Below are 20040 nucleotides of genomic sequence, written 5' to 3'. Positions count from 1 at the left end.
GTCATCGCGCCATGAGGGAGCCGGAGCGTCGCCAGGAGAGCCCAGGTTCGATCCCAGCAATCATGCTTTACTGTTCGTCGCGCGGCAGCAGGGGCTCGCTGCGCAGCGACCGTTGTCCCTGCGCCTGCGGCGCCGCCGCCTGAGTCACCGGCATTTGCGAGTAATCGGCCGGCTCGGCGCGCGACGCCGTGAGTCCGTCGCGCTGATACATGTCCTCGCGGAACTGGGTGACGCCGTCCGGCGTGCCCCAGGCGGTGATATAGACCCAATAGACCGGCACGGCCGGATTGATCTTCACGTCGAGGCGTTCGCCCGAGGCGATGGCGCGGTCGATCGCGTCGCGGTCCCAGCCGGGCGTCTCCCGCAGCAGGAAGGCGACATAGTCGCGAACGTTCTGCAAGCGGATGCAGCCCGAGGAGACGAAGCGGAAGTCGTCGCCGAAGACGCCCTTGGCGGGCGTGTCGTGCATATAGACGCCGTAAGGATTGGCGATGTCGATGCGCACGACGCCGAGCGAGTTGAAGTCGCCGCCAATGTCCTGCCGGAATTTGTAGTTCAGCGCGTCGAGCGAGCGCCAGTTGATCTGCTCTGGCTGCAGCTCCTGGCCTTCCTTATTGTAGACGCGGATGTGGTTGTCGCGCAGATAGTTCGGGTCCGCCTGCATCTTGGGGATGAGATCCTTGCGGATGACCGAGGCGGGCACCGTCCAGAACGGGTTGAAATTGACCTGATAGGCCTTGGTCTGCATCACCGGCGACTGGCGGTCGATCTTGCCGACGCCCGCAATGTGATGGCTGACGACCTGCCCGTTCTCCACCGTCTCGACTTGCGCCGCGGGAATATTCGCGGTGACGTAGCGAGCGCCGAGATCATGCGAGAAGCTGCGCAGGCGCACGAGATTGGTCTCGAGCTGGCGCAGGCGCGTCTCCGCCGGCACGTTCAGCGCCGTGAGCGTCTGCTGATTGACGACCCCGGTCTCGATGACGCCGTGGCGGGCCTGAAAGCGGCGCACCGCCGCCTCGACATAGGAATCGAAGACGGGGCTCGTGCCGGTCTCCGGCCCGATGTCGCCGGAGACGATCAGACGCCGGCGCAGCGCCGACACGGCGGGCCCGTTGGAGCCGAGCCGCAATTGCTGGCCCGGCACCTGCGGCCAGCCGCCATTATTCACAATCTCGCGATAGCGCTCGATCGCCTGCTCGGTCGCGGCGACCGTGGCTTCCGAGAGGATGGGGGTCGTCGAGCGCGAGACGGTCAGGCGCGCGGCGGCGTCGTAGCTCTGAGCCCATTCGGCCTGCCCCGTCTCAGCGCGCGCGGCGTGAACCGCGCCGAATGCAAGGCCAAGAGAAAGCGGAAGGATCGCTAGTTTTTGCAACGTTCGCTCCAGTCGCAGTGGATTCCGCGGCCGCGGAGGGAAAACATTCGCTCAGGCGCACGCCCGAGGCTGCGCCGGCTGAGGGTTTACATCATGTGCAGCTTCTGGGTTAACAAGGCGCGAATAGGCGGCGATTTTGTGGCCTGGAAGCTCAATTCGCCGGCGCGGCGCGGCTTGGTTCGGCTAAAGCCTCGCGGCGCAAGTTCTTTTGGTCGAGCAAGAGGCGGATTCAATACGCTCTCCGCGCGACATTCGTTTGAAGGCGCCTTATCTCAAGCGCGTTTGGATCGATTCGGGGCGGATCGAGAATGGGGGCGCGACGCTGCTCGGCCTCGACCGGGGCGGCCGATCGCGCTGCGCGAGACCGCGCATTTCAAGCTGCTGCGCGAGTTCTGCGCGGATCCCGAAAGTTTCGTCAAAGCGACGCTCGAAACATGAAAGCCGTTTAGCCGATCCGCATCCAGCCCTCCGGCCCCAGCCGCTCCTGCGGCAGGAAGCGCGCCTTGTAGTCCATCTTGCGCGAGCCCTCGACCCAATAGCCGAGATAGAGATGCGGCAGGCCGGCGCCGCGCGCGCGCCGCATGTGGTCGAGGATCATGAAGGAGCCGAGCGAGCGGGGCTCGAAATCGGGCTCGTAGAAGGAATAGACCATGGACAGGCCGTCCGCGAGCCGGTCGGTGAGGCAGCAGGCGACGAGGCGGTCGGCGTCCCCGCCCGGCGAGTCGGGCGCAAGGCGATATTCGATCAGCCGCGTGTCGACATGGCTGTCCTCGATCATCATCTGATAGTCGACCATGTTCATATCGGCCATGCCGCCATCGGCGTGACGGGCGCCGACATAGCGCCGGAAGAGCGCATATTGCTCGGGCGTCGCGCGCGCCGGGCGGCCCTCCCCCGCAATGTCGGCGTTACGGCGCAGCAGCCGGCGCTGCGTGCGGTCCGGCGCGAATTCCTCGATCCTCACCCGCACCGACACGCAGGCCCGGCAATGCTCGCAGGCCGGCCGATAAGCGATGGTCTGCGAACGGCGGAAGCCGGATTGCGTCAAAGTGTCGTTGAGCGCGGGCGCCCGCAGGCCGATGAGGTGGGTGAACACCTTGCGTTCCGCGCGCCCGGGCAGATAGGGGCACGGAGCCGGCGAGGTGAGATAGAATTGCGGCGCGTCGCGAGGCTCTTTGGTCACGCTCGTCTCGGTCCCTGAATGACCTGACAATAGGGCGAGAAGCGGCTTTGCGCCAATCCGGAAATCAAGCCGACCGCCTCAGGACGATGACATCCGCCAGCATGTCGTGCAGGCAGCGTTTGTCGCTCGTGACGAAGGAGACGAGCAGCAGCGGCGGAAACATCCAGGTCACGTAGAACAGGACCGCATGGACCGCCGCCTGCAGGAAGGGGACGGGCTCGCCCTGCATGGTGCGCATTTCGAGATCCATGAAGGCCATGCCGGGCGTCGCCATGCGCCAGCCGGAGACCGTCAGGCCGTTATAGAAGAAGGCGACGATCGGAAAGAGCGGCGGCAGCAGGATGGCCGACATGCCGAAGCTCAGGATGAAGAGGCCGAAGAACAGCGTCACCGACAGGCCCGTCACCAGAATGAGGTCGAGGCCCACCGCCATGACGCGGCGGGTGCGCACGCCCTCCAGCGCCTGGGGCGGGATATAAGGCGGCGGCGCCGCGCGCAGCTCCGGCGCGCGCCTGGAATAATCGCCGCGAAAATCGCGATCGCTCATGTCGTCGTCCTCCGCGCGCCGACCGCGCGCGTCTCGCAATGTCGGACGCTGCGGGGCCGGTTTCAAGACGCCCCTCGCGGCGGCCGCGCGCCCGCGGGGAACAGGCGGCCGGACGCAGTCCCGGGCCGGAACGCGCGAATTGCGGATTGTGGGGATTATGCGCGCCCCCGCCTTGACGAGGCCGCGAAGCTGTCGCAAGCCTCGCGGAAGACGGCCGGCGGACAAAGCTTCGCGCGCCCTCCACCTCTCGCGGGAAAACGCCATGAACAACGACGCCGTCGACGGCGGCCATCTGCGCGCCTTCATCGAGCGAATCGAAAAGCTCGAGGAGGAGAAGCGCGCCATCGCCGACGACATCAAGGACGTCTACGGCGAAGCCAAGGGCACGGGCTTTGATCCGAAGATCCTCCGCAAGATCGTTTCGCTGCGTCGGCAAGACAAGCATAAGCGGCAGGAAGAGGAAGAAATTTTAGGGCTTTACCTCTCCGCGCTCGGCATGGAGTGAGAGGCCCGATAAGCTCCCGTTAACCATAAGGCCCTAACCCTAGGCCGACGCGCCTCCCGCCCTTCCACGCGGGCGAGGGCGCATGGGCGAGGGAAAATGGCGCCGTCGGGAAGCTTGGGAAGCCGCGTCGCGCTGGCCGCGCTCTGCGCCGCATGGGCGGCGCTCGCGGCGACGCAGGCCGCGGGCCAGGCCTTGTCCGATCCTGGAGAAAGCGGCAAGCAGCCGGCGCGCGGCGCCAGGAAGGCGGCGACCTCGCCCGCGCTGGCGCCGCCGGGCTCCAGAGGCCGGCCCGCGCAGCCGCTCGACCTCGCCATTCCCGCCGAGCCGGCTTTGCTGATGCGCGGCCCGATCGCCGAGAAGGAGCCGCGCGTTTCGACCTCGGCCAATTACGGAGCGCCCGTGAAAAGGGAAAAGCTGCCGCGGCCCTATCCGCCGCCGCGCCCGCTTTATCCGCCGTCTTTCTCGCCGCGGAACGCTCTGCCGGCGCTCGAGCCCTACAAGACCTCCTATGTCGCCAGACAGCGCCTGCGGCTGCGCCCGACCGCGCAGCCCAACGCGCCGCTCCCGCCCGTCCCGCCGCCGCCCGTAACGGTCGCGGTCGAGCCGCCGATCAAGGCGAAGCCAAAGCCGAAGGTTGAGTTGAACCCCTATGATCCGCTTGGCGTTCCCGTCGGCTCGACGCTGATCTTCCCCTATGTCCAGACCGACGGCGGCTATGACGACAACCCCAATCGTCTCGCGCCGACCTACAATCCGCGCGGCTCGTTCTTCTTTCGCGGAGAGGGCGGCGTGAAGGTCAAGTCGAACTGGGCGCGCCACCGCCTCGAAGGCGAATTGCGCGGCGGCTATTCGGAATATTTCGATTATCCGGCGGCGAGCCGGCCGGACGCGTCGGGGACGATGGCCGCTCGCTACGACGTGACGCAGGATACGGCGCTCGATCTTCGCGGCCGCCTGCTCCTCGACACGCAGCGTCCCGGCGCGCCGGCGATCCAGCCCGGCCAGTCGAACATTTACGTCGTGAACCGGCCCATCGTCCTGGGCGTCGGGACGCAGGCGGGCGTATCGCAGAAATTCGGCCGCATCGGCGTCGAGCTGCGCGGGACTTACGACCGCGTCTGGTACCAGGACGCGCAATATTCCGACGGCTCGACGCTCAATCTGGCCGCGACGAGCTATAATGGCTTTGGCGGGCTCCTGCGGACATCCTATGAGGCGACGCCGGACCTGAAGCCCTTCGTCGAAGGGACCTTCGACGCGCGCGTGCACGACTCGCCGACGGACTTCAACGGATTCTATCGCGACAGCACCGGCTACATCGTCCGCGGCGGCGCGCAGTTCAACGTCACCGAGATGGTGAAGGGCGAGGTTTCGGGCGGCTATGGCCGGCGCGACTATGACGATCCGCGCCTCGTTCCGCTGCGCGGCCCGGTCATCGACGCGGCGCTCATCTACACCCCCTCCGCGCTGACGACGCTGACGCTGCGCGGCTCGACCTCGATGAACGAAACGACGCTCGCCAACGCCAGCGGCGTGCTGACGCGCTCGGTGACGGCCACGCTTTCGCACGATCTCCTGCGAAATTTAAACGTCACGGTCACGGGAAATTATTTCAACAACAATTATCAAGGGGCGGATGTCCAGGAACGGGGCGGCTCGGTCGGCGTGGCGCTCGACTATAAGGTCACGCGCACCGTCTCGCTGCGCGGCGGCTATCGCTACGAGCTTCTCGACACTTCTTTCCCCAACGCCGACTACACGGCGAATGTCTATCTCGTGGGCCTGAGGTTCCAGCTTTGAGAACGCGCCGAAATCGCGGCCGGGAGGGCGCGCCGCCATGTGGATGATGATTCCCTTCATCCTGAACAGCCTGCTCAATTTCGTCGTCAGCCTGCTCGTCGCGAGATTTCTCGGCCCCGCGGAATATGGCCGCTTCGTGCTGGCCCTCTCCGTCGCCGTCGTCGTGCAGACGCTCGTCTTCGACTGGCTCCGCCTCGCGGCGACGCGTTTCTACTCCGAGCGCGACCGTCTCGAACGTCCGCAGATCCGCGCGACGCTCGACGCCGCCTTCGCGGCGCTCGCCGCGCTCGTGATTCTCGCCGCTTTTCTGCTCTGGGCGCTGCGCCTCGATTTGCCGCTCAGCCGCGATCTCGCGGCGCTCGCGGTGGGCGTCTCCATCGCCAACGCGCTTTTCGATACGGCGACGGCGCTCATTCGCGCGCGCTTCCACGACAAGGCCTATGGCGCGCTGGTGATCGCCAAGAACGCGCTCGCCTTCACGCTCACAGTGGGCGGCGCCTTTCTCTTCCATTCCGCCAATGTGGCGCTCGTCGGGATGATGGCGTCCGTCGCCGGATGCCTCCTCGTCGCGCGCGGCGAGCTTGTCGACCCCAATGCCGGCTTTCGCGTCGCCGAGCGCGCGCTCGCCCGACGCTTCCTCGCCTATGGCCTGCCGATCATCATCGCCGCCGTGCTTTATCAGAGCATTCCGCTCATCAACCGCACGCTGCTCTCACAACAGCATGGCTTCGCCGATGTGGGCCAGCTCTCTCTCGCCTTCGAGACCGGCATCCGCATTGTCGGCGCGATCGGCTCCGCCGTCGACGTCATCCTCTTCCAGCTCGCCGTCCATACGGAGAAGACCGCCGGCGCCGGCGCCGCGCGGGCGCAGATCTCGCGCAATCTCGGCGTCGTCTTCGCCGTCGTCACGCCCGCCGTCGCCGGCTGCTGGCTGATCCTGCCGAGCTTCGAGGCGCTCTTCGTGCCGGAGAATTTCCGCGGCCCCTTCGCCCATTATTTCGCGCTGATGGCTCCGGCGCTCTTCGGCTTCGCAATGATGAACTACGGCGTCAACACCGCCTTCCAGCTCGCGCACAAGCTCATGCCGCTCATCGTCGCGGCGCTTGTCGCCTCCGCCGCCAATGCGCTCGCTGTCCTGCTGCTGCCCGCGACGCCGGATGCGACGCGCTTCGCCTATGCGCAGTCGATCTCGACCATGAGCGGCCTCATTGCGCTCGTCGCCATGCTTTTCCTGCTCGAGCCCATGTGGCCCCGCCTCCGCGACATTCTCGGCGCGACCGTCGCGACAGGCGCCATGCTCGCCATCGGCGCGCCCATGCGCCTGTGGCAACCCGGAATTCTCACCATGCTCCTGCAGGTGGGAGCGGGCGTCGCCGTCTATGGCGCCGTCGTCTACGCTTTCGACGTTGCCGGCGTTCGCAGCCTCGTCGGCCCCAGGATCATGGCGCGGCTGCGCCAGCCGCAATTGCAGTAGCGCTCAAAGCTCCAGCGCGCGGCGCGGATGAGATCGCCCACGCGCCGCGTCGGCGAGCGCGACGAGATTGCCGCGCAAGCGGCCGAAACGATCGATATGGGGCTCCGGGCGCGCCGATTTCACGAAATTGGCGATCATGTTGCGAAGCGCGAGATTAAGCGCGAAGCCTGGCGTGACCGTGCCCTTGCGGACGAGATAGAGCGGATTGGCGATCTGCGAATAGCCGAGCCTGACGCCCGAGGTGCGGCCCGACATGACGCCGAGATGAACGCCGAGGAAATGGTTCGTTTGCACGACGCGCCCGACGCGCGCATATTGCGCGGAGAAATCGGTGTCCTCCAGCCAGGCGTAGAGCGGCAGGTTTTCGTCGAAGCGCAGATGCGGCGCGGCGGCGAGCCGAAAGGCCATGTTGCAGCCATAGGTCCCCGTCGCGTCGAAGACGTAAGGCGGCCGCTCCGACACGAAGCAGGAAATCAAACGGTCGGCCAGATCGACGCTGACGCCTCCGCGATTGATTCCGTCCGCGATAAGCGCGCCGGAACAAGCGACAATGTCGGGGTTTTCCGCGAATAAGCGTTCGACGCCCTCGACGAAGCCCGGAGCGGGAAAGTAGTCGTCGTCGACGAAGACCATGACGTCCGCGTCGCTTCCGACCAGATCGAGCGCGAGATTGCGCTGGATCGGCAAGCCCCGCGCGCGCGCAACGTGAAACTCCGCGGCGTGGGGCGCGCTGGGCGCATCCTCTGGCGCGGCGCCGATGACGAGGAGACGGTCGGGCTGGCGCTTTAGCCGCGCAAATCGTTGAAGGCTGGCGCTCACGATTTCGGGACGCCCGGTCGTGGCGATGGCGACGACGATCTTCATATCGGCCTACGAGAACGCCGCCGCGCGCGCCGCGGCGTTCGGCGCCCTGCGCCAATCGGCGCGCGCCCTTTCATAAACCGCCGCGACGGCGTCGAGATGACGGTCGAGCGTCAGCGGATCGGCCCAGTAGCGCGCATAGGCCGCCTGCGACATGCGCCGCGCGAGATCATCGTCCTTCAGCCGCGCAATCGCCTCCGCAAGCGACTGCGCGTCGGCGCATCTGAACCAGAAGCCGGTCTCGCCGTCGGACACCGCCTCGCGTCCGGCGCATATGTCGCTCACGACGACGGGCGTGCCGAGCGCGAGCGACTCATAGACCGTGAGCGGCTGTCCCTCGTACCAGACGGACGGGAAAACCAGCGCGCGCGCGGCGCGCAGAGTCTCCCTCACATTGGCGGGATTTCGCCAGCCCAGAAATTGCGCCTCCGGAAATTCCTTCTCCAGCGCCGCGCGCTCCGGCCCGTCGCCGACGAAGACGGGCGCAACCCCCGCGAGCCGGGCGCCTTGCGCGAAGTAGCGCGGCCCCTTCTCGGCCGAAAGACGCCCGACAAAAACAAAGTCGCCCGGCGCATGATCGCCTTTCGGACCGCAATCCGCCACGTCGATCGGATTGCCGACCTCGTAGAAGGTCGCGTCCTTCGGCATATAGGGCGCGATGGCGGCGCGCTGCAGCTTCGAGATGGTGATGAGATGGCGCGCCGTGTCGTAGAGGCCGCCGCCATAGCGCATCAGCGCATGGCGCCCGACGCGCATCAGCTTGCGGTGATAGCCGCGCGAATCGCAATCATGCGCGACGCAGCCAAGCGACATGGCCTTGTAATCGCAATTGCGCGCCGCGCCGTAGTCGTAGAATCCGCCATTGGGGCATGCGAGATAATATTCGTGCAGCGTATGCACGACCGGCAGTCCCGCCCCCACCAGCGCCCGGCCGATCGACGGAGAGAGCGCCTTCGCCCAGCCATGCATATGCACGATGGCGTCAGCCGGGTCGCAGGAGGCGAGAAGCGCGGACAGCGCCCGCGCCGCCGCGCCGTTCCAGAGCCATTGCGCGCCGAAACGCGCGAGAGACGCCGTCGACTGAACGTCCGGCTGACCGAGCAGCGTGACCGTCACCCCCGCTTCTTCGAGGCTCGGCTCGATCGGCCCGACGGCTGCGAAAAAGTCGACGCGATAGCCGCGCCGCGCAAAGCCCTTGGCGCTGTCGATCGCGACCTTGGCGAGGCCGCCATTGATATGCGCGTGATCCGCGACGACGACGATGCGCATCGTCATTTGGAAATATCGTTGAGGGTCACGCTGAAGCCATGGGCCGCGACCTCCGGCGGCAGGAACAAGGGATCGCGTCCCCCGCCAATTTCGAGATGCCGCGTTAACCCTTTTCGCTGCGCGATCTCGACGATCGTCCGCTTATAATTGTCCCAGGCCCAGTTGAAATCCGGATCATAATCCAGCCGCGCGACGATCTCGCGAAGATCCGGCGCCTTGCGATCGGCGGCCTCGTCGAGGGAAATCGGCTGAGCGCTCATGGCTGGGCTTTCGTCACGGAAAAGGTGCTGTATCTTAATGTCGCGCGGTTACGCGATCATGAATCGGAAAGCAGGCAGGCCGATGAATTTCAGCGTCGCCGGGGAGGACGACTCGATCCGCGCAGCGCTGCGCAAGGCCGTCATGAGCGATCTCGACGCGCTTTATCGCGCGCTCGGCTCCTCGCCTGCCGGGCTCGATGAAACGCAGGCCGCGGCGCGCCTCAAGCGCTACGGACCCAACCGCGTGGCGCAGGACGCCGGCGCGGGCGTTCTGCGCGAATTGGCGCGCCATGTCTTCAATCCGCTCAACGGTCTTCTGCTTGCGCTCGCGGGCGCGTCCTGGGCGCTGAGCGACCGGCGCGCGGCCATCGTCATTTCCGCGATGGTCGCGCTCAGCGTGCTGCTCGCCTTCGTGCAGGAGCATCGCTCAAACGCCGCCGCCGCCAAATTGCGCGCCATGGTGCGCACCCACGCCTCCGTCCGCCGGCCGGGCGCGGCCGAAGATCCTTTCGTGGAGACCTCGCTCGACAGGATCGTGCCCGGCGATGTCATTCGCCTGACCGCCGGCGATATGGTTCCCGCCGACGTCCGGCTGATCGCGACGAAGGATCTTTTCGTCAATCAATCGGCGCTCACGGGCGAGTCCATGCCGGTGGAGAAATTCGCCCGCTCCCTCGACCGGGCGGACGAGCCTTTGGAGGCGGAGAACCTCGCCTTCATGGGCTCGAACGTCGTGAGCGGCTATGGCGAGGCGCTCGTCCTCTTTACCGGCTCGCGCACCTTCTTCGGCGCCATCGCCGACAGGATCGCCGAGGCGGAGCCCTCGACCGCCTTCGACGAGAGCGTGCGGCGTTTCACCTGGCTCATGATCAGCTTCATGGCGGCGATGGCGCCGCTCGTCTTCTTCGTCAACGGCTATTTCAAGGGCGACTGGCTCGGCGCCTTTCTCTTTGCGGTTTCGGTCGCGGTCGGCCTCACGCCGGAGATGCTGCCGATGATCGTCACGGTCAATCTCGCAAAGGGCGCCATGGCCATTTCGCGGGAGAAGGTCATCGTCAAGCGCCTCAACGCCATCCAGAATTTCGGCGCCATGGACGTGCTCTGCACGGACAAGACCGGCACGCTGACGCAGGACCGCATCATCCTCAAGCGCCATCTCGACATTTACGGCGAAGACTCGGAGCGCGTTCTGGAATTCGCCTATCTCAACAGCCATTTCCAGTCGGGCCTTCGCAACCTGCTGGACGTTGCGGTGCTCAAGCACGCGGAGATCGAGGAAAGGCTGGCGCCGCAGCACAGCTTCCAGAAAATCGACGAAATTCCCTTCGATTTCCAGCGCCGGCGCCTATCCGTGATCGTCGAGCGCGACGACGGCGAACGCTTGCTCATCTGCAAGGGCGCCGTCGAGGAAATCTTCGCAGCAGCGACTCGCTTCGAAGCAGCCGACGCCGAAGGAGCGCTCGACCCCTCCCATCTTGAAACCGCGAAGCGGGAAACCGCCCTGTTGAACGCCGACGGCTTCCGCGTCATCGCGGTGGCTTATAAGCGTGTCGCGCACGACCAAAGCGTCTATGCTCCCGCAGACGAAAGAGAGCTGATCCTTCTCGGCTATATCGCCTTTCTCGATCCGCCGAAGGACAGCGCCGCCCGCGCTATCGCAGATTTGCGGAAAGCCGGCGTCTCGGTCAAGATTCTTACCGGCGACAATGACATCGTCACCCGCAAGGTCTGCCGCGACGTGGGCCTCGAAATCAACGAACTTGTTCTTGGAGCCGATATAGACGCGATGAATGACACGGCGCTTGCGGCGCGCGTTTCGAACGTCACGGTCTTCGCGAAGCTGTCGCCGCCGCAAAAGGCGCGCGTCGTCGGGGCGCTGCGAAAGAACGGCCATGTCGTTGGCTATCTCGGCGATGGCGTCAATGACGGCCCGGCGCTCAAGGCCGGGGATGTCGGCATTTCGGTCGACACCGCCGTCGACATTGCGCGCGAATCGGCCGACATCATCCTGCTGGAGAAAAGCCTCGCCGTTCTGAACGACGGCGTGATCGAGGGCCGCAAGGTCTTCGCGAATATCCTCAAATATGTCCGCATGGGCGCGAGCTCCAATTTCGGCAACATGTTCAGCGTGCTCGGCGCGAGCGTCTTTCTCCCCTTCCTGCCCATGACGCCGATCCAGATTCTGACGAACAACCTGCTTTACGACTTGTCGCAAACGGCGATCCCGACGGACAATGTCGATGAAGAATTTCTCGCAAGCCCGCGCAAATGGGACATTGGCGGCATTGCGAGGTTCATGCTGTATGTGGGGCCGGTCAGCTCCATCTTCGACTATGCGACCTTCATTCTGCTGATCACGGTCTACGGGGCCTGGGACAAGCCGTCGCTCTTCCAGACCGGCTGGTTCGTCGAGTCGCTTTTCACGCAGACGCTCATCGTTCACATCATCCGCACGCGGAAAATTCCCTTTCTCCAAAGCCGGGCGAGCGGCCCGCTGCTGCTGACGACGATTATCGTCTGCCTGATCGGGGCGGCGCTGCCCTATTCGCCGCTCGCGCCGATCTTCGGCTTCACGCCCTTGCCGCTGAGCTATTGGCCGGCGATCGCGTGCTTCATCGTCGGCTACGCCATTCTCGCCCATCTCGCCAAGACGGCCTTTTTCGAACGCTTCGAAGACTGAACATTGCGAGCGCCACGATGACCTCCGATCCCCAAGCCGAGATCGTCGCCTTTCTCGCCGGCCTCCTTGGCGCCGCCGAGAGGGTCGACACGCATATTTCGACCGTGCTCCTCGGGAGCGACCGAGTCTTCAAGATCAAGCGCCCGGTGCGCTTGCCCTATCTCGACTTCTCGACGGCCGATTTGCGTCTGCGGATGTGCGAGCGCGAGATCGCGCTCAATCGGCGCTTCGCGCCGGCGCTCTATCTCGGCGTGAGGCGCGTCACGCGAGAAGCGGATGGGCGCCTGGCGCTCGACGGCGCCGGCGATTTCGTCGAAGCCGTCGTCGAGATGCGCCGCTTTCCCGACGACGCGCTTTTCGACCGCATGGCGCGCGACGGCCGCCTGACGAAAGACATGATCGAGCGGCTCGCCCGCCGCGTCGCCGAGGCGCATGACGCGGCGGCGCCCGTCCGCACGCAAGGCGGCGCGCCCGCGATGCGCAAGATCATCGACGGCATGGAAGCGAGCTTTCGTGAAGCGGCGCCCGCGCCCGCGAAGGAGATCGAGGCGCATCTCGCCGACCTTCATCGCTGGCTCGGCGCGCATGCCCCGCTTATCGAGGCGAGGCGCGCGCATGGCGACGTGCGCGGCTGCCACGGCGATCTCAATCTGCGCAATGTCTGCCTGTTCGAAGGCGAGCCGACGCCCTTCGATTGTCTCGAATTTTCCGACGAGATTTCGACGATCGACGTTCTCTACGACCTCGCCTTTCTGCTGATGGATCTCTGGCGCGTGGGGCTTCCCGATCTCGCCAATGCGGCGCTCAACCGCTATCTCGACGCGCGCCTTGAGAATGAGGAAGAAGGCTTGCCGCTGCTTCCCTTCTTCATGTCGCTGCGCGCGGCCATCCGCGCGCATGTCGAGGCGTCGCAGGGGCGCGCGGAGATCTCGCGCGGCTATTTCGATCTCTCGCGCGCGCTGCTCGAGCCGGCCTGGGGCGTCGTCGTCGCCATTGGGGGATTTAGCGGCTCGGGCAAATCGAGCGTCGCCGCCGCGCTCGCGCCGGTTTTTCCGCCAGCGCCGGGCGCGCGCATTCTCAACAGCGACCGAATCCGCAAAAGAATGTTCGGCGCCCCGCCCACGGCTCGCCTGCCGCCGGAAGCCTATCGCAACGAGATTTCCGAAAGGGTCTATCGCGACATGTTCAACGCTGCCGAGCGCGTCGCCAAAATCGGATGGCCCGTGATCGTCGACGCCGTCTTCGACCGGCCGGCGGATCGCGCATCGATAGAGGCCGCGGCGCGAGAGGCCGGCGCGCCCTTCTTCGGCGTCTGGCTCGACGTCGATCTCGCGCAGAGAATCGCCCGCGTCGGCAAGCGCGCAAATGACGTTTCCGACGCGACGCCCGAAGTGCTGCGAGCGCAACTCATGAAGGAGACGGGCGAGATCGCCTGGGCGCACGTCGACGCCGGCGGGGGTCTCAATGAGATCGTCAAGGAAATCGGCGCGGCGCTGCCGCCCGCCTTCCATCGAGAGCCTTCATAAAGATTTACGGCCCGCCCCTGCGAACAGGAACGGGCCGTCGGCGGCTGTCCCTGGATCGCGAATGAACGCTTTCCTCGAACCGCGCTCGTCAAAACGCGCAAGAGCGCGGAATGTTCGCGACGGATCAAAAAATCTTCGAGGCTCGCGGCTCAGGGAAGAAGCACCGCGGCGCCCTGCAAGCGCCCGTCGCGCAGATCGCTCAGCGCCTCATTCGCCTGCGCCAAAGGATAAGGCGTCGCGTGCATCTTGAGCGGCAGGCTCGGCGCGAGAGACAGGAACTCCCGCGCATCCTCGCGCGTGAGATTGGCGACGGAGAGGAGACGACGCTCTTCCCACAAGAGCAAATAGGGAAAGCTCGGAATGTCGCTCATATGGATGCCGCCGCAGACGACGGCGCCGCCCTTCTTCACGGCCGCGAGCGCGCGCGGGACGAGGGCGCCGACGGGCGCGAAGATCAGCGCCGCGTCGAGCTTTTCCGGCGCCGGCGCATCCGAGCCTTGCGCGCTCGCGGCGCCAAGCGACAAAGCGAATTCCGCCGCCGCCGCGTCGCCCGGCCGCACAAAGGCGTGAACGCGCTTGCCTTGCAGGATCGCGACCTGCGCGATGATATGCGCTGCGGCGCCAAAGCCGTAAATGCCCATGATCTGCGCCGGTCCCGCCATCTTCAGCGTGCGCCAGCCGATGAGCCCCGCGCAGAGCAGCGGCGCGAGAGTCGCGGGATCGCCGCTTTCCGGCAGCGGGAAACTGTAAGACGCGTCAGCGATGGCGTGGGTGGCGTAGCCGCCGTCGCGCGTATAGCCGGTGAAGAGCGGGTCGTCGCAGAGATTCTCGCGCGCGCTGGCGCAATAGGGACAATGGCCGCATGTATGGCCGAGCCAGGGGACGCCGACGCGGCTCCCCGGCGCGAAGCCCGTGACGCCCGCGCCCGCCGCCTCGACCCGGCCGACGATTTCGTGGCCGGGAATGATAGGGAGCTTCGGCCGCGTGAGTTCGCCGTCGACGACGTGAAGATCGGTGCGGCAGACGCCGCAGGCCTCGACGCGCAGACGCAGCTCGCCCGGGCCGGGCGCGGGGAGCGGACGCTCCGCCATCACAAGCGGCGTCTTGGGAGACCGCAGGACCATGGCTTTCATGGGTTGGGGCATCGACGCTTCCTCGCCTGTGATCTCTCCCTTCTCCCGCGTGCGGGAGAAGGTGTCGCGCCGAAGGCGTGACGGATGAGGGCGCCCTCACCCAACCCCTGCTTACGCAGGGGCCACCCTTTCTCGCGAGCGGGATTCAACTCGCGAGCCGTTTGCTCAGATAAATTCGCCGACCCCCAGGAGGAAAATCGGCAATCTCTCCATAGCGCGCATAGCCCAGCCGCTCGTAAAAAGCCGCCACGCGCGGATCGAAAGTGTCGATATAGGCGCCGACCGCGCCGACCGCGCGCGCGGCGCTTTCGGCGGCGTCCATGAGCCGCCGGGCGAGTCCCTGCCCGCGATGCGTCTCCGCCACCCACAAATGCCTTATATAAAGCCAGCGCCAATGAGTGACGCCATTGAGCCCGCCGATCAGCGCGCCGCTTTCGTCGCGAAGCGCGAAGGAAAGCGGGGTTTCCTCGCGGGGCCCGAAGCGCGCGGCGATCTCCGCGCCGAGACGCGCCGCGACCTCGGGCGATTCCGCGCCCGCCGCCTCGATAGCAAGCTTCTCAATCGGAGTGTTTCTGCTAAACATCGCGCCCCGTGAAACCCGCTCTTCCATTCATCCTATTCTGCGCAAGCCTCGCGGCCGCCGCAACGGCGCGCGCGCAGGAAGATTGCGGCCCGGCGGCGATTGCGCCGCAGGCGGGCGCGCGGGTTCATGACTATGCGGCGGTCTTCGAGAGCTGCGCGAAAGACGGCGAGACGCGCCTCGCCACGCGCCGCATGAGCGTCGACGGCGAGAAGCTGCTGCTCACCGTCGATCCGCAGACGCTCAAAACCTCGCTCGAGCGCGCCTCCTGCTGGCGCTGCGCGGAGACCAGCGGCGAGGAACAGGCCGAGACGCGCTTCATGCGGACGGTGCGCCCGCCCGCCGATCCAGACCGACCGCCGGCGCTCGCCAATGCCGGGCTCATTCACGGCAAGGGCGCCGGGGCCTTCGTCACCGGCGATCTCTGCCCGAGCCACAAGCCGCTCGACCGCGCCTTCATCGAGGAGGTCGCGGCGCAGGGACCGGGAACGCCGCTGACGCTCGCCGTCTCCGGCGCCTGGATCGCCCATCACGCGCAGGATTTCGCCTGGCTTCAGGAGAAGGCCCGCTCGGGCGCGCTGGACATCGCCTGGGCCGGCCACTCCTATTCGCACCCTTATGTGGCGGGGCTGAAGGATTCGCAGAATTACATGCTGCGCCCCGGCGTCGATCTCGACCGCGAGATTTTCGAGACGGAGAAAATTTTGATCGCCCAAGGCGAGACCCCATCCATCTTCTTCCGCTTTCCCGGCCTTGTGGCGGACGGCGCGCTGCTCGAGAAGCTGAAGGAGCGCCATCTCGTGGCGCTCGGGGCGGATTCGTGGCTGGCGCTGGGACCGCCGCCGAGGGCGGGATCGATCGTGCTGGTGCATCCCAACGGCAATGAGCCTGGGGGGTTGCAGATTTTCTCGCGGCTCTTGAAGAGCGGGCGGATGCCGAAGCCGTTCCGGGGGATTACCGAGGCGCCATAATTGGTTGCTACGCCCTAACGCAACAGCCATTCGACCGGGACGTCGAGCGCACGCGCAATATTTTCCCGCGCCTTCGGGGATCCCTGCGTCCGACCTCTTTCGATGTCGCTCAAATAGCCTTGCCCAAGCCCCGCGCGCGCGGCCAGCTCTTGCTGGCGGACGCCCCGCCATTCGCGAAGCGCCCGAATGAGCGTCGCGCCTCTCAGCAGACGCGCGCTCACTTCCCCAGGCAAGACCTCATGCTGTTTCTCGACAAGCTCGGCGACGCGCCGGTCGAAGATGGCGACATCCTCGGCGTTTTCCTCATCGGCGGCGGCGCCGGCCTCGGCGACCAGCGCCTCGTAATCGGCGCGCGGCAGGACGACCAGTTCCTCGCCTTCCGGCGTGCGGATGATCTGAACCTTGCTCATATCAGCTCCTGGAATAGGTCTTTGTCTGTCTGCGCCCAACATAGATTGCGAGAATCGTCGTTATGTCCTGGGTGAACAGGACCTGATAGGCGCCGACCCGCAATCGATAGCCTTCGCGGCCGGAGAGCTTCTTCACATCGCCGCTCCCATCGATAGCCAAACGGGATAGCGCCTCAACGATCTCCTCCCGCGCCTGAGTTGGAAGCGCATCGAGATCCTTGGCGGCCGCAACCGTAAATATAAGCGTTTTCATCCGAAACCTAACGATAATATCGCAAAATATCGCCGAATGCGACTATACGGTCAAGCTGCCACCGGTCCGGCGCATTATCTTCCCGCGCTTTCAACCCCGGCTTTCCAAGGCAACCCTTACATTGACAAGGGTTCCCCGCCCTCTTATCTCTCCGGCGGAAATGCCGCGTCGGCCCTGACGCCCGGAGTCCCGGTCACCGTCACAAGCGGTTGCTTTCCAAGACATTGCGACGCTCCGCCCCGCCCGCCGACACCGGCGCCCGCGCGGCGGCGGCGCGCCATCAGAAAGGTTCGCGGGAATGCTCGGCGCCCTCGCCAAGAAGATTTTCGGCACGGCAAACGACCGCCGCCTCAAGACCTATGCGCCGAAGGTCAAGGCGATCAATGCGCTGGAGCCGCAGGTCGCGGCGCTCTCCGACGAGGAGTTGCGCAACCGCACGGTCGAGTTTCGCGAGCAGTTCGCAAACGGCAAGACGCTCGACGACCTCCTCGTCCCCGCTTTCGCCACCGTCCGCGAGGCGGCCAAGCGCACGCTGGGCCAGCGCCATTTCGACGTGCAGCTCATCGGCGGCATGGTGCTGCATGAGGGCGCCATCGCCGAGATGCGCACGGGCGAAGGCAAGACGCTCGTCGCGACGCTCGCGGTCTATCTCAACGCGCTCGCCGGCAAGGGCGTGCATGTCGTCACGGTGAACGACTATCTGGCCAAGCGCGACAGCGAGTGGATGGGCCAGATCTACCGCTTTCTCGGCATGAGCGTGGGCTGCGTCGTCCATGACATTTCGGACGAAGAGCGCGCCGCCGCCTACGCCGCCGACATCACCTACGGCACCAACAACGAATTCGGCTTCGACTATCTGCGCGACAATATGAAATATGAATTCGCGCAGATGGTTCAGCGGGGCCATAATTTCGCGATCGTCGACGAAGTGGACTCGATCCTGATCGACGAGGCGCGCACGCCGCTCATCATCTCCGGCGCCATCGACGACAAGTCGGATCTCTACAACACGATCGACCGCCTGATCCCGAAGCTGAAGGCGGAAGACTACGATCTCGACGAGAAGCAGCGCTCGATCAGCCTCACCGACGCCGGCAATGAGCATATGGAGGAGCTGCTGACCGAGGCGGGCGCGCTCACCGACGGCGCCCTTTATGAGGCGCACAACGTCACGCTCGTTCATCACGTCAATCAGGCGCTGCGCGCCCACAAGCTCTTCCAGAAGGACAAGGATTATATCGTCCGCAAGGGCGAGGTGGTCATCATCGACGAATTCACCGGCCGCATGATGCCGGGCCGCCGCTATTCGGAAGGCCTGCATCAGGCGCTCGAGGCCAAGGAACGCGTGCAGGTCCAGCCCGAGAATGTGACGCTCGCCTCGATCACCTTCCAGAATTATTTCCGCCTCTATGACAAGCTTGCGGGCATGACCGGCACGGCGGCGACGGAAGCGAACGAATTCGCCGAGATCTACAAGCTCGACGTCGTCGAAATCCCGACCAACCGCCCGGTTCAGCGCCGCGACGACGACGACGAAGTCTATCGCACCGCGAAGGAGAAGCTCGGCGCGATCCTGGAAGAGGTCAAGGACGCCAATTCCCGCATGCAGCCGCTGCTCGTCGGCACGACCTCGATCGAGAAGTCGGAGCAGCTCGCGGAATTTCTGGTCCAGCAGGGCTACAAGATGATCGACTTCGCCGATCCCAAGGGATTGTCGAAGCTTTACGAGGCCGCGCGCTCGGGCGAGCCTTCCAGGATGTTCGCCGTGCTCAACGCGCGCTTCCATGAGCAGGAAGCCTATATCGTCGCGGAGGCCGGCGTGCCGGGCGCGATCACCATCGCGACCAATATGGCGGGCCGCGGCACGGACATTCAGCTCGGCGGCAATGTCGAGATGCGCGTCGCGCATGAATGCGCCGACCTCGAAGGCGCGGCGCGCGAAGCCAGGGAAGCGGAAATCCGCGAGGAAGTCGCGGCCTTCAAGGAGAAGGCGCTGGCGGCGGGCGGCCTCTACATCATCGGCACGGAACGCCATGAGAGCCGGCGCATCGACAATCAGCTGCGCGGCCGCTCCGGCCGCCAGGGCGATCCCGGCCGCTCGAAATTCTTCCTGTCGCTGCAGGACGACCTCATGCGCATTTTTGGCTCCGAGCGCATGGACGGCATGCTGGTGAAGCTCGGCCTGCAGGAGGGGGAGGCGATCGTCCATCCCTGGATCAACAAGGCGATCGAGAAGGCGCAGCACAAGGTCGAGGCGCGCAATTTCGACATCCGCAAGAACATCCTGAAGTTCGACAACGTCATGAACGACCAGCGCAAGGTCATCTTCGAGCGCCGGCGCGAGATCATGGCGGAGGAGAGCGTGGAGGAGCAGGCCTCCGACATGCGCGCGGAGGTCGTCGAAAACCTCGTTTCGCTGCACATCCCCGCCGACGCCTATGCCGAGGCCTGGGATGTCGAGGGCCTCGCCGAGGATGTGCGCGCCAAGCTCAATCTCGACGAGCCTGTCGCGGATTGGGCGAAGGAAGAAGGCATCGCCGACGAGGAGATCAAGGAGCGCCTGCTCGAGGCGGCCGACAAATCCTATGAAGAGCGCGTCGAGAAGAACAGCGCGCCGCTGATGCGCATGATCGAGAAGCAGGTCGTGCTGCAATCGCTCGACACGCTATGGCGCGAGCATCTCGTCGCGCTCGACCATCTGCGCCAGGTCATCGGCTGGCGCGGCATGGCGCAGCGCGATCCGCTCAACGAATACAAGTCCGAGGCGCTGGAGCTCTTCCGCAGCCTGATGACCCGTTGGGACGAGGCGGTGACCGCGCAGCTCATGCGGGTCGAGGTCAGCTTCGAGGCGCCGCCCTCGGCGCCGCCGGAACTGCCGCCGATGGAAATGTCGCATCCGAACCCCGTCCCGCTCTCGGGCGGCGTCAGCGTGGAAATGACCGCGCTGGAGGATTTGAACGCGCGCCTCGCCGCGGCGGATTTCTCGCCGCAGGCGCTGGCTCCGGCGCCGGAGCGCGATCCGGCCGATCCCAATAGCTGGGGCAAGGTCGGCCGCAACGAGCCCTGCCCCTGCGGCTCCGGCAAGAAATACAAGCACTGTCACGGACAGTTGGTGTAATCGGCGTCCGATCAGCGGCTTGTGCAAAGCAGCCGCTGATTTTTCCGCCATCCCGATCGAGCTCTTCCGCTTGCGGGCCCATGGCCGCCGGCATG

The 20040-nt window shown here is 65.7% G+C and carries 18 protein-coding genes; 8 read left to right on the top strand and 10 right to left on the bottom strand.

All coding sequences use genetic code 11. From position 1 onward, the window contains the following. Positions 1–67: 67 nt before the first annotated feature. The gene (locus tag ACV7JP_RS10230; protein ID WP_457799064.1) at positions 68–1360 is read right to left on the bottom strand and encodes a L,D-transpeptidase family protein; all 1293 of its coding nucleotides are present in this window, start codon (positions 1358–1360) and stop codon (positions 68–70) included. Between the two features lie 108 nt (positions 1361–1468). On the opposite strand from ACV7JP_RS10230, the gene ACV7JP_RS10225 reads away from it, so the two are divergent. Further along, positions 1469–1813 carry a hypothetical protein gene (locus ACV7JP_RS10225; protein WP_457795579.1) on the top strand — a complete coding sequence of 115 codons (345 nt, stop codon included), beginning with the start codon at positions 1469–1471 and terminating at the stop codon, positions 1811–1813. 7 nt (positions 1814–1820) lie between these two features. Here ACV7JP_RS10225 and ACV7JP_RS10220 read toward each other — a convergent pair whose 3' ends face one another. Next, the gene (locus tag ACV7JP_RS10220; RefSeq protein WP_457795578.1) at positions 1821–2558 is read right to left on the bottom strand and encodes an arginyltransferase; all 738 of its coding nucleotides are present in this window, start codon (positions 2556–2558) and stop codon (positions 1821–1823) included. Between the two features lie 64 nt (positions 2559–2622). Beyond that, positions 2623–3105 (bottom strand): RDD family protein, encoded by a 483-nt coding sequence (locus tag ACV7JP_RS10215; protein ID WP_457795577.1) that lies wholly within the window; start codon positions 3103–3105, stop codon positions 2623–2625. Positions 3106–3367: 262 nt separating this feature from the next. Between ACV7JP_RS10215 and ACV7JP_RS10210 the strand changes: the two genes are divergently transcribed. From ACV7JP_RS10210 to ACV7JP_RS10200, 3 genes are all read left to right on the top strand, one after another. Beyond that, positions 3368–3610 carry a DUF2312 domain-containing protein gene (locus tag ACV7JP_RS10210; RefSeq protein ID WP_457795576.1) on the top strand — a complete coding sequence of 81 codons (243 nt, stop codon included), beginning with the start codon at positions 3368–3370 and terminating at the stop codon, positions 3608–3610. 96 nt (positions 3611–3706) lie between these two features. Then, the gene (locus ACV7JP_RS10205; protein WP_457795575.1) at positions 3707–5410 is read left to right on the top strand and encodes an outer membrane beta-barrel protein; all 1704 of its coding nucleotides are present in this window, start codon (positions 3707–3709) and stop codon (positions 5408–5410) included. A gap of 37 nt (positions 5411–5447) precedes the next feature. Then, the gene (locus ACV7JP_RS10200; RefSeq protein WP_457795574.1) at positions 5448–6884 is read left to right on the top strand and encodes a lipopolysaccharide biosynthesis protein; all 1437 of its coding nucleotides are present in this window, start codon (positions 5448–5450) and stop codon (positions 6882–6884) included. A gap of 3 nt (positions 6885–6887) precedes the next feature. Here the strand turns inward: ACV7JP_RS10200 and ACV7JP_RS10195 are convergent, their stop codons facing one another. The 3 genes from ACV7JP_RS10195 to ACV7JP_RS10185 are packed head-to-tail and all read right to left on the bottom strand — an operon-like array spanning position 6888 to position 9274. Continuing rightward, the gene (locus ACV7JP_RS10195; RefSeq protein WP_457795573.1) at positions 6888–7748 is read right to left on the bottom strand and encodes a glycosyltransferase family 2 protein; all 861 of its coding nucleotides are present in this window, start codon (positions 7746–7748) and stop codon (positions 6888–6890) included. Positions 7749–7754: 6 nt separating this feature from the next. Further along, positions 7755–9014 carry a glycosyltransferase family 4 protein gene (locus ACV7JP_RS10190; RefSeq protein ID WP_457799063.1) on the bottom strand — a complete coding sequence of 420 codons (1260 nt, stop codon included), beginning with the start codon at positions 9012–9014 and terminating at the stop codon, positions 7755–7757. Positions 9015–9016: 2 nt separating this feature from the next. Then, complete coding sequence (locus ACV7JP_RS10185) at positions 9017–9274, bottom strand: hypothetical protein (protein ID WP_457795572.1); 258 nt, start codon at positions 9272–9274, stop codon at positions 9017–9019. A 58-nt stretch (positions 9275–9332) separates the two neighbouring features. Between ACV7JP_RS10185 and mgtA the strand changes: the two genes are divergently transcribed. Together mgtA and ACV7JP_RS10175 are read left to right on the top strand one after the other, a co-directional pair. Further along, on the top strand, positions 9333–11954 hold the full coding sequence (mgtA, locus tag ACV7JP_RS10180) for a magnesium-translocating P-type ATPase (RefSeq protein ID WP_457795571.1): 2622 nt from the start codon (positions 9333–9335) through the stop codon (positions 11952–11954). Between the two features lie 17 nt (positions 11955–11971). Continuing rightward, positions 11972–13480 (top strand): bifunctional aminoglycoside phosphotransferase/ATP-binding protein, encoded by a 1509-nt coding sequence (locus ACV7JP_RS10175; RefSeq protein ID WP_457795570.1) that lies wholly within the window; start codon positions 11972–11974, stop codon positions 13478–13480. Positions 13481–13629: 149 nt separating this feature from the next. Here the strand turns inward: ACV7JP_RS10175 and ACV7JP_RS10170 are convergent, their stop codons facing one another. Together ACV7JP_RS10170 and ACV7JP_RS10165 are read right to left on the bottom strand one after the other, a co-directional pair. Beyond that, positions 13630–14613, bottom strand: a complete 984-nt coding sequence (locus ACV7JP_RS10170) for a zinc-dependent alcohol dehydrogenase family protein (RefSeq protein ID WP_457799062.1) — start codon at positions 14611–14613, stop codon at positions 13630–13632. Between the two features lie 145 nt (positions 14614–14758). After that, on the bottom strand, positions 14759–15196 hold the full coding sequence (locus ACV7JP_RS10165) for a GNAT family N-acetyltransferase (RefSeq protein ID WP_457795569.1): 438 nt from the start codon (positions 15194–15196) through the stop codon (positions 14759–14761). Positions 15197–15204: 8 nt separating this feature from the next. Between ACV7JP_RS10165 and ACV7JP_RS10160 the strand changes: the two genes are divergently transcribed. After that, positions 15205–16164 (top strand): polysaccharide deacetylase family protein, encoded by a 960-nt coding sequence (locus tag ACV7JP_RS10160; protein WP_457795568.1) that lies wholly within the window; start codon positions 15205–15207, stop codon positions 16162–16164. A gap of 14 nt (positions 16165–16178) precedes the next feature. Here ACV7JP_RS10160 and ACV7JP_RS10155 read toward each other — a convergent pair whose 3' ends face one another. Continuing rightward, on the bottom strand, positions 16179–16574 hold the full coding sequence (locus ACV7JP_RS10155) for a helix-turn-helix domain-containing protein (RefSeq protein WP_457795567.1): 396 nt from the start codon (positions 16572–16574) through the stop codon (positions 16179–16181). 1 nt (position 16575) lies between these two features. After that, positions 16576–16710 (bottom strand): hypothetical protein, encoded by a 135-nt coding sequence (locus ACV7JP_RS10150; RefSeq protein WP_457795566.1) that lies wholly within the window; start codon positions 16708–16710, stop codon positions 16576–16578. A 415-nt stretch (positions 16711–17125) separates the two neighbouring features. Here ACV7JP_RS10150 and secA point away from each other — a divergent pair, with 415 nt between their 5' ends. Continuing rightward, positions 17126–19945 carry a preprotein translocase subunit SecA gene (secA, locus tag ACV7JP_RS10145; protein ID WP_457795565.1) on the top strand — a complete coding sequence of 940 codons (2820 nt, stop codon included), beginning with the start codon at positions 17126–17128 and terminating at the stop codon, positions 19943–19945. Positions 19946–20040 lie beyond the last annotated feature (95 nt).

This window comes from Methylocystis sp. S23, assembly GCF_054106005.1.
Note: the sequence above shows the minus strand (reverse complement) of the source record. Positions and strands in the feature narration are given on the sequence as shown.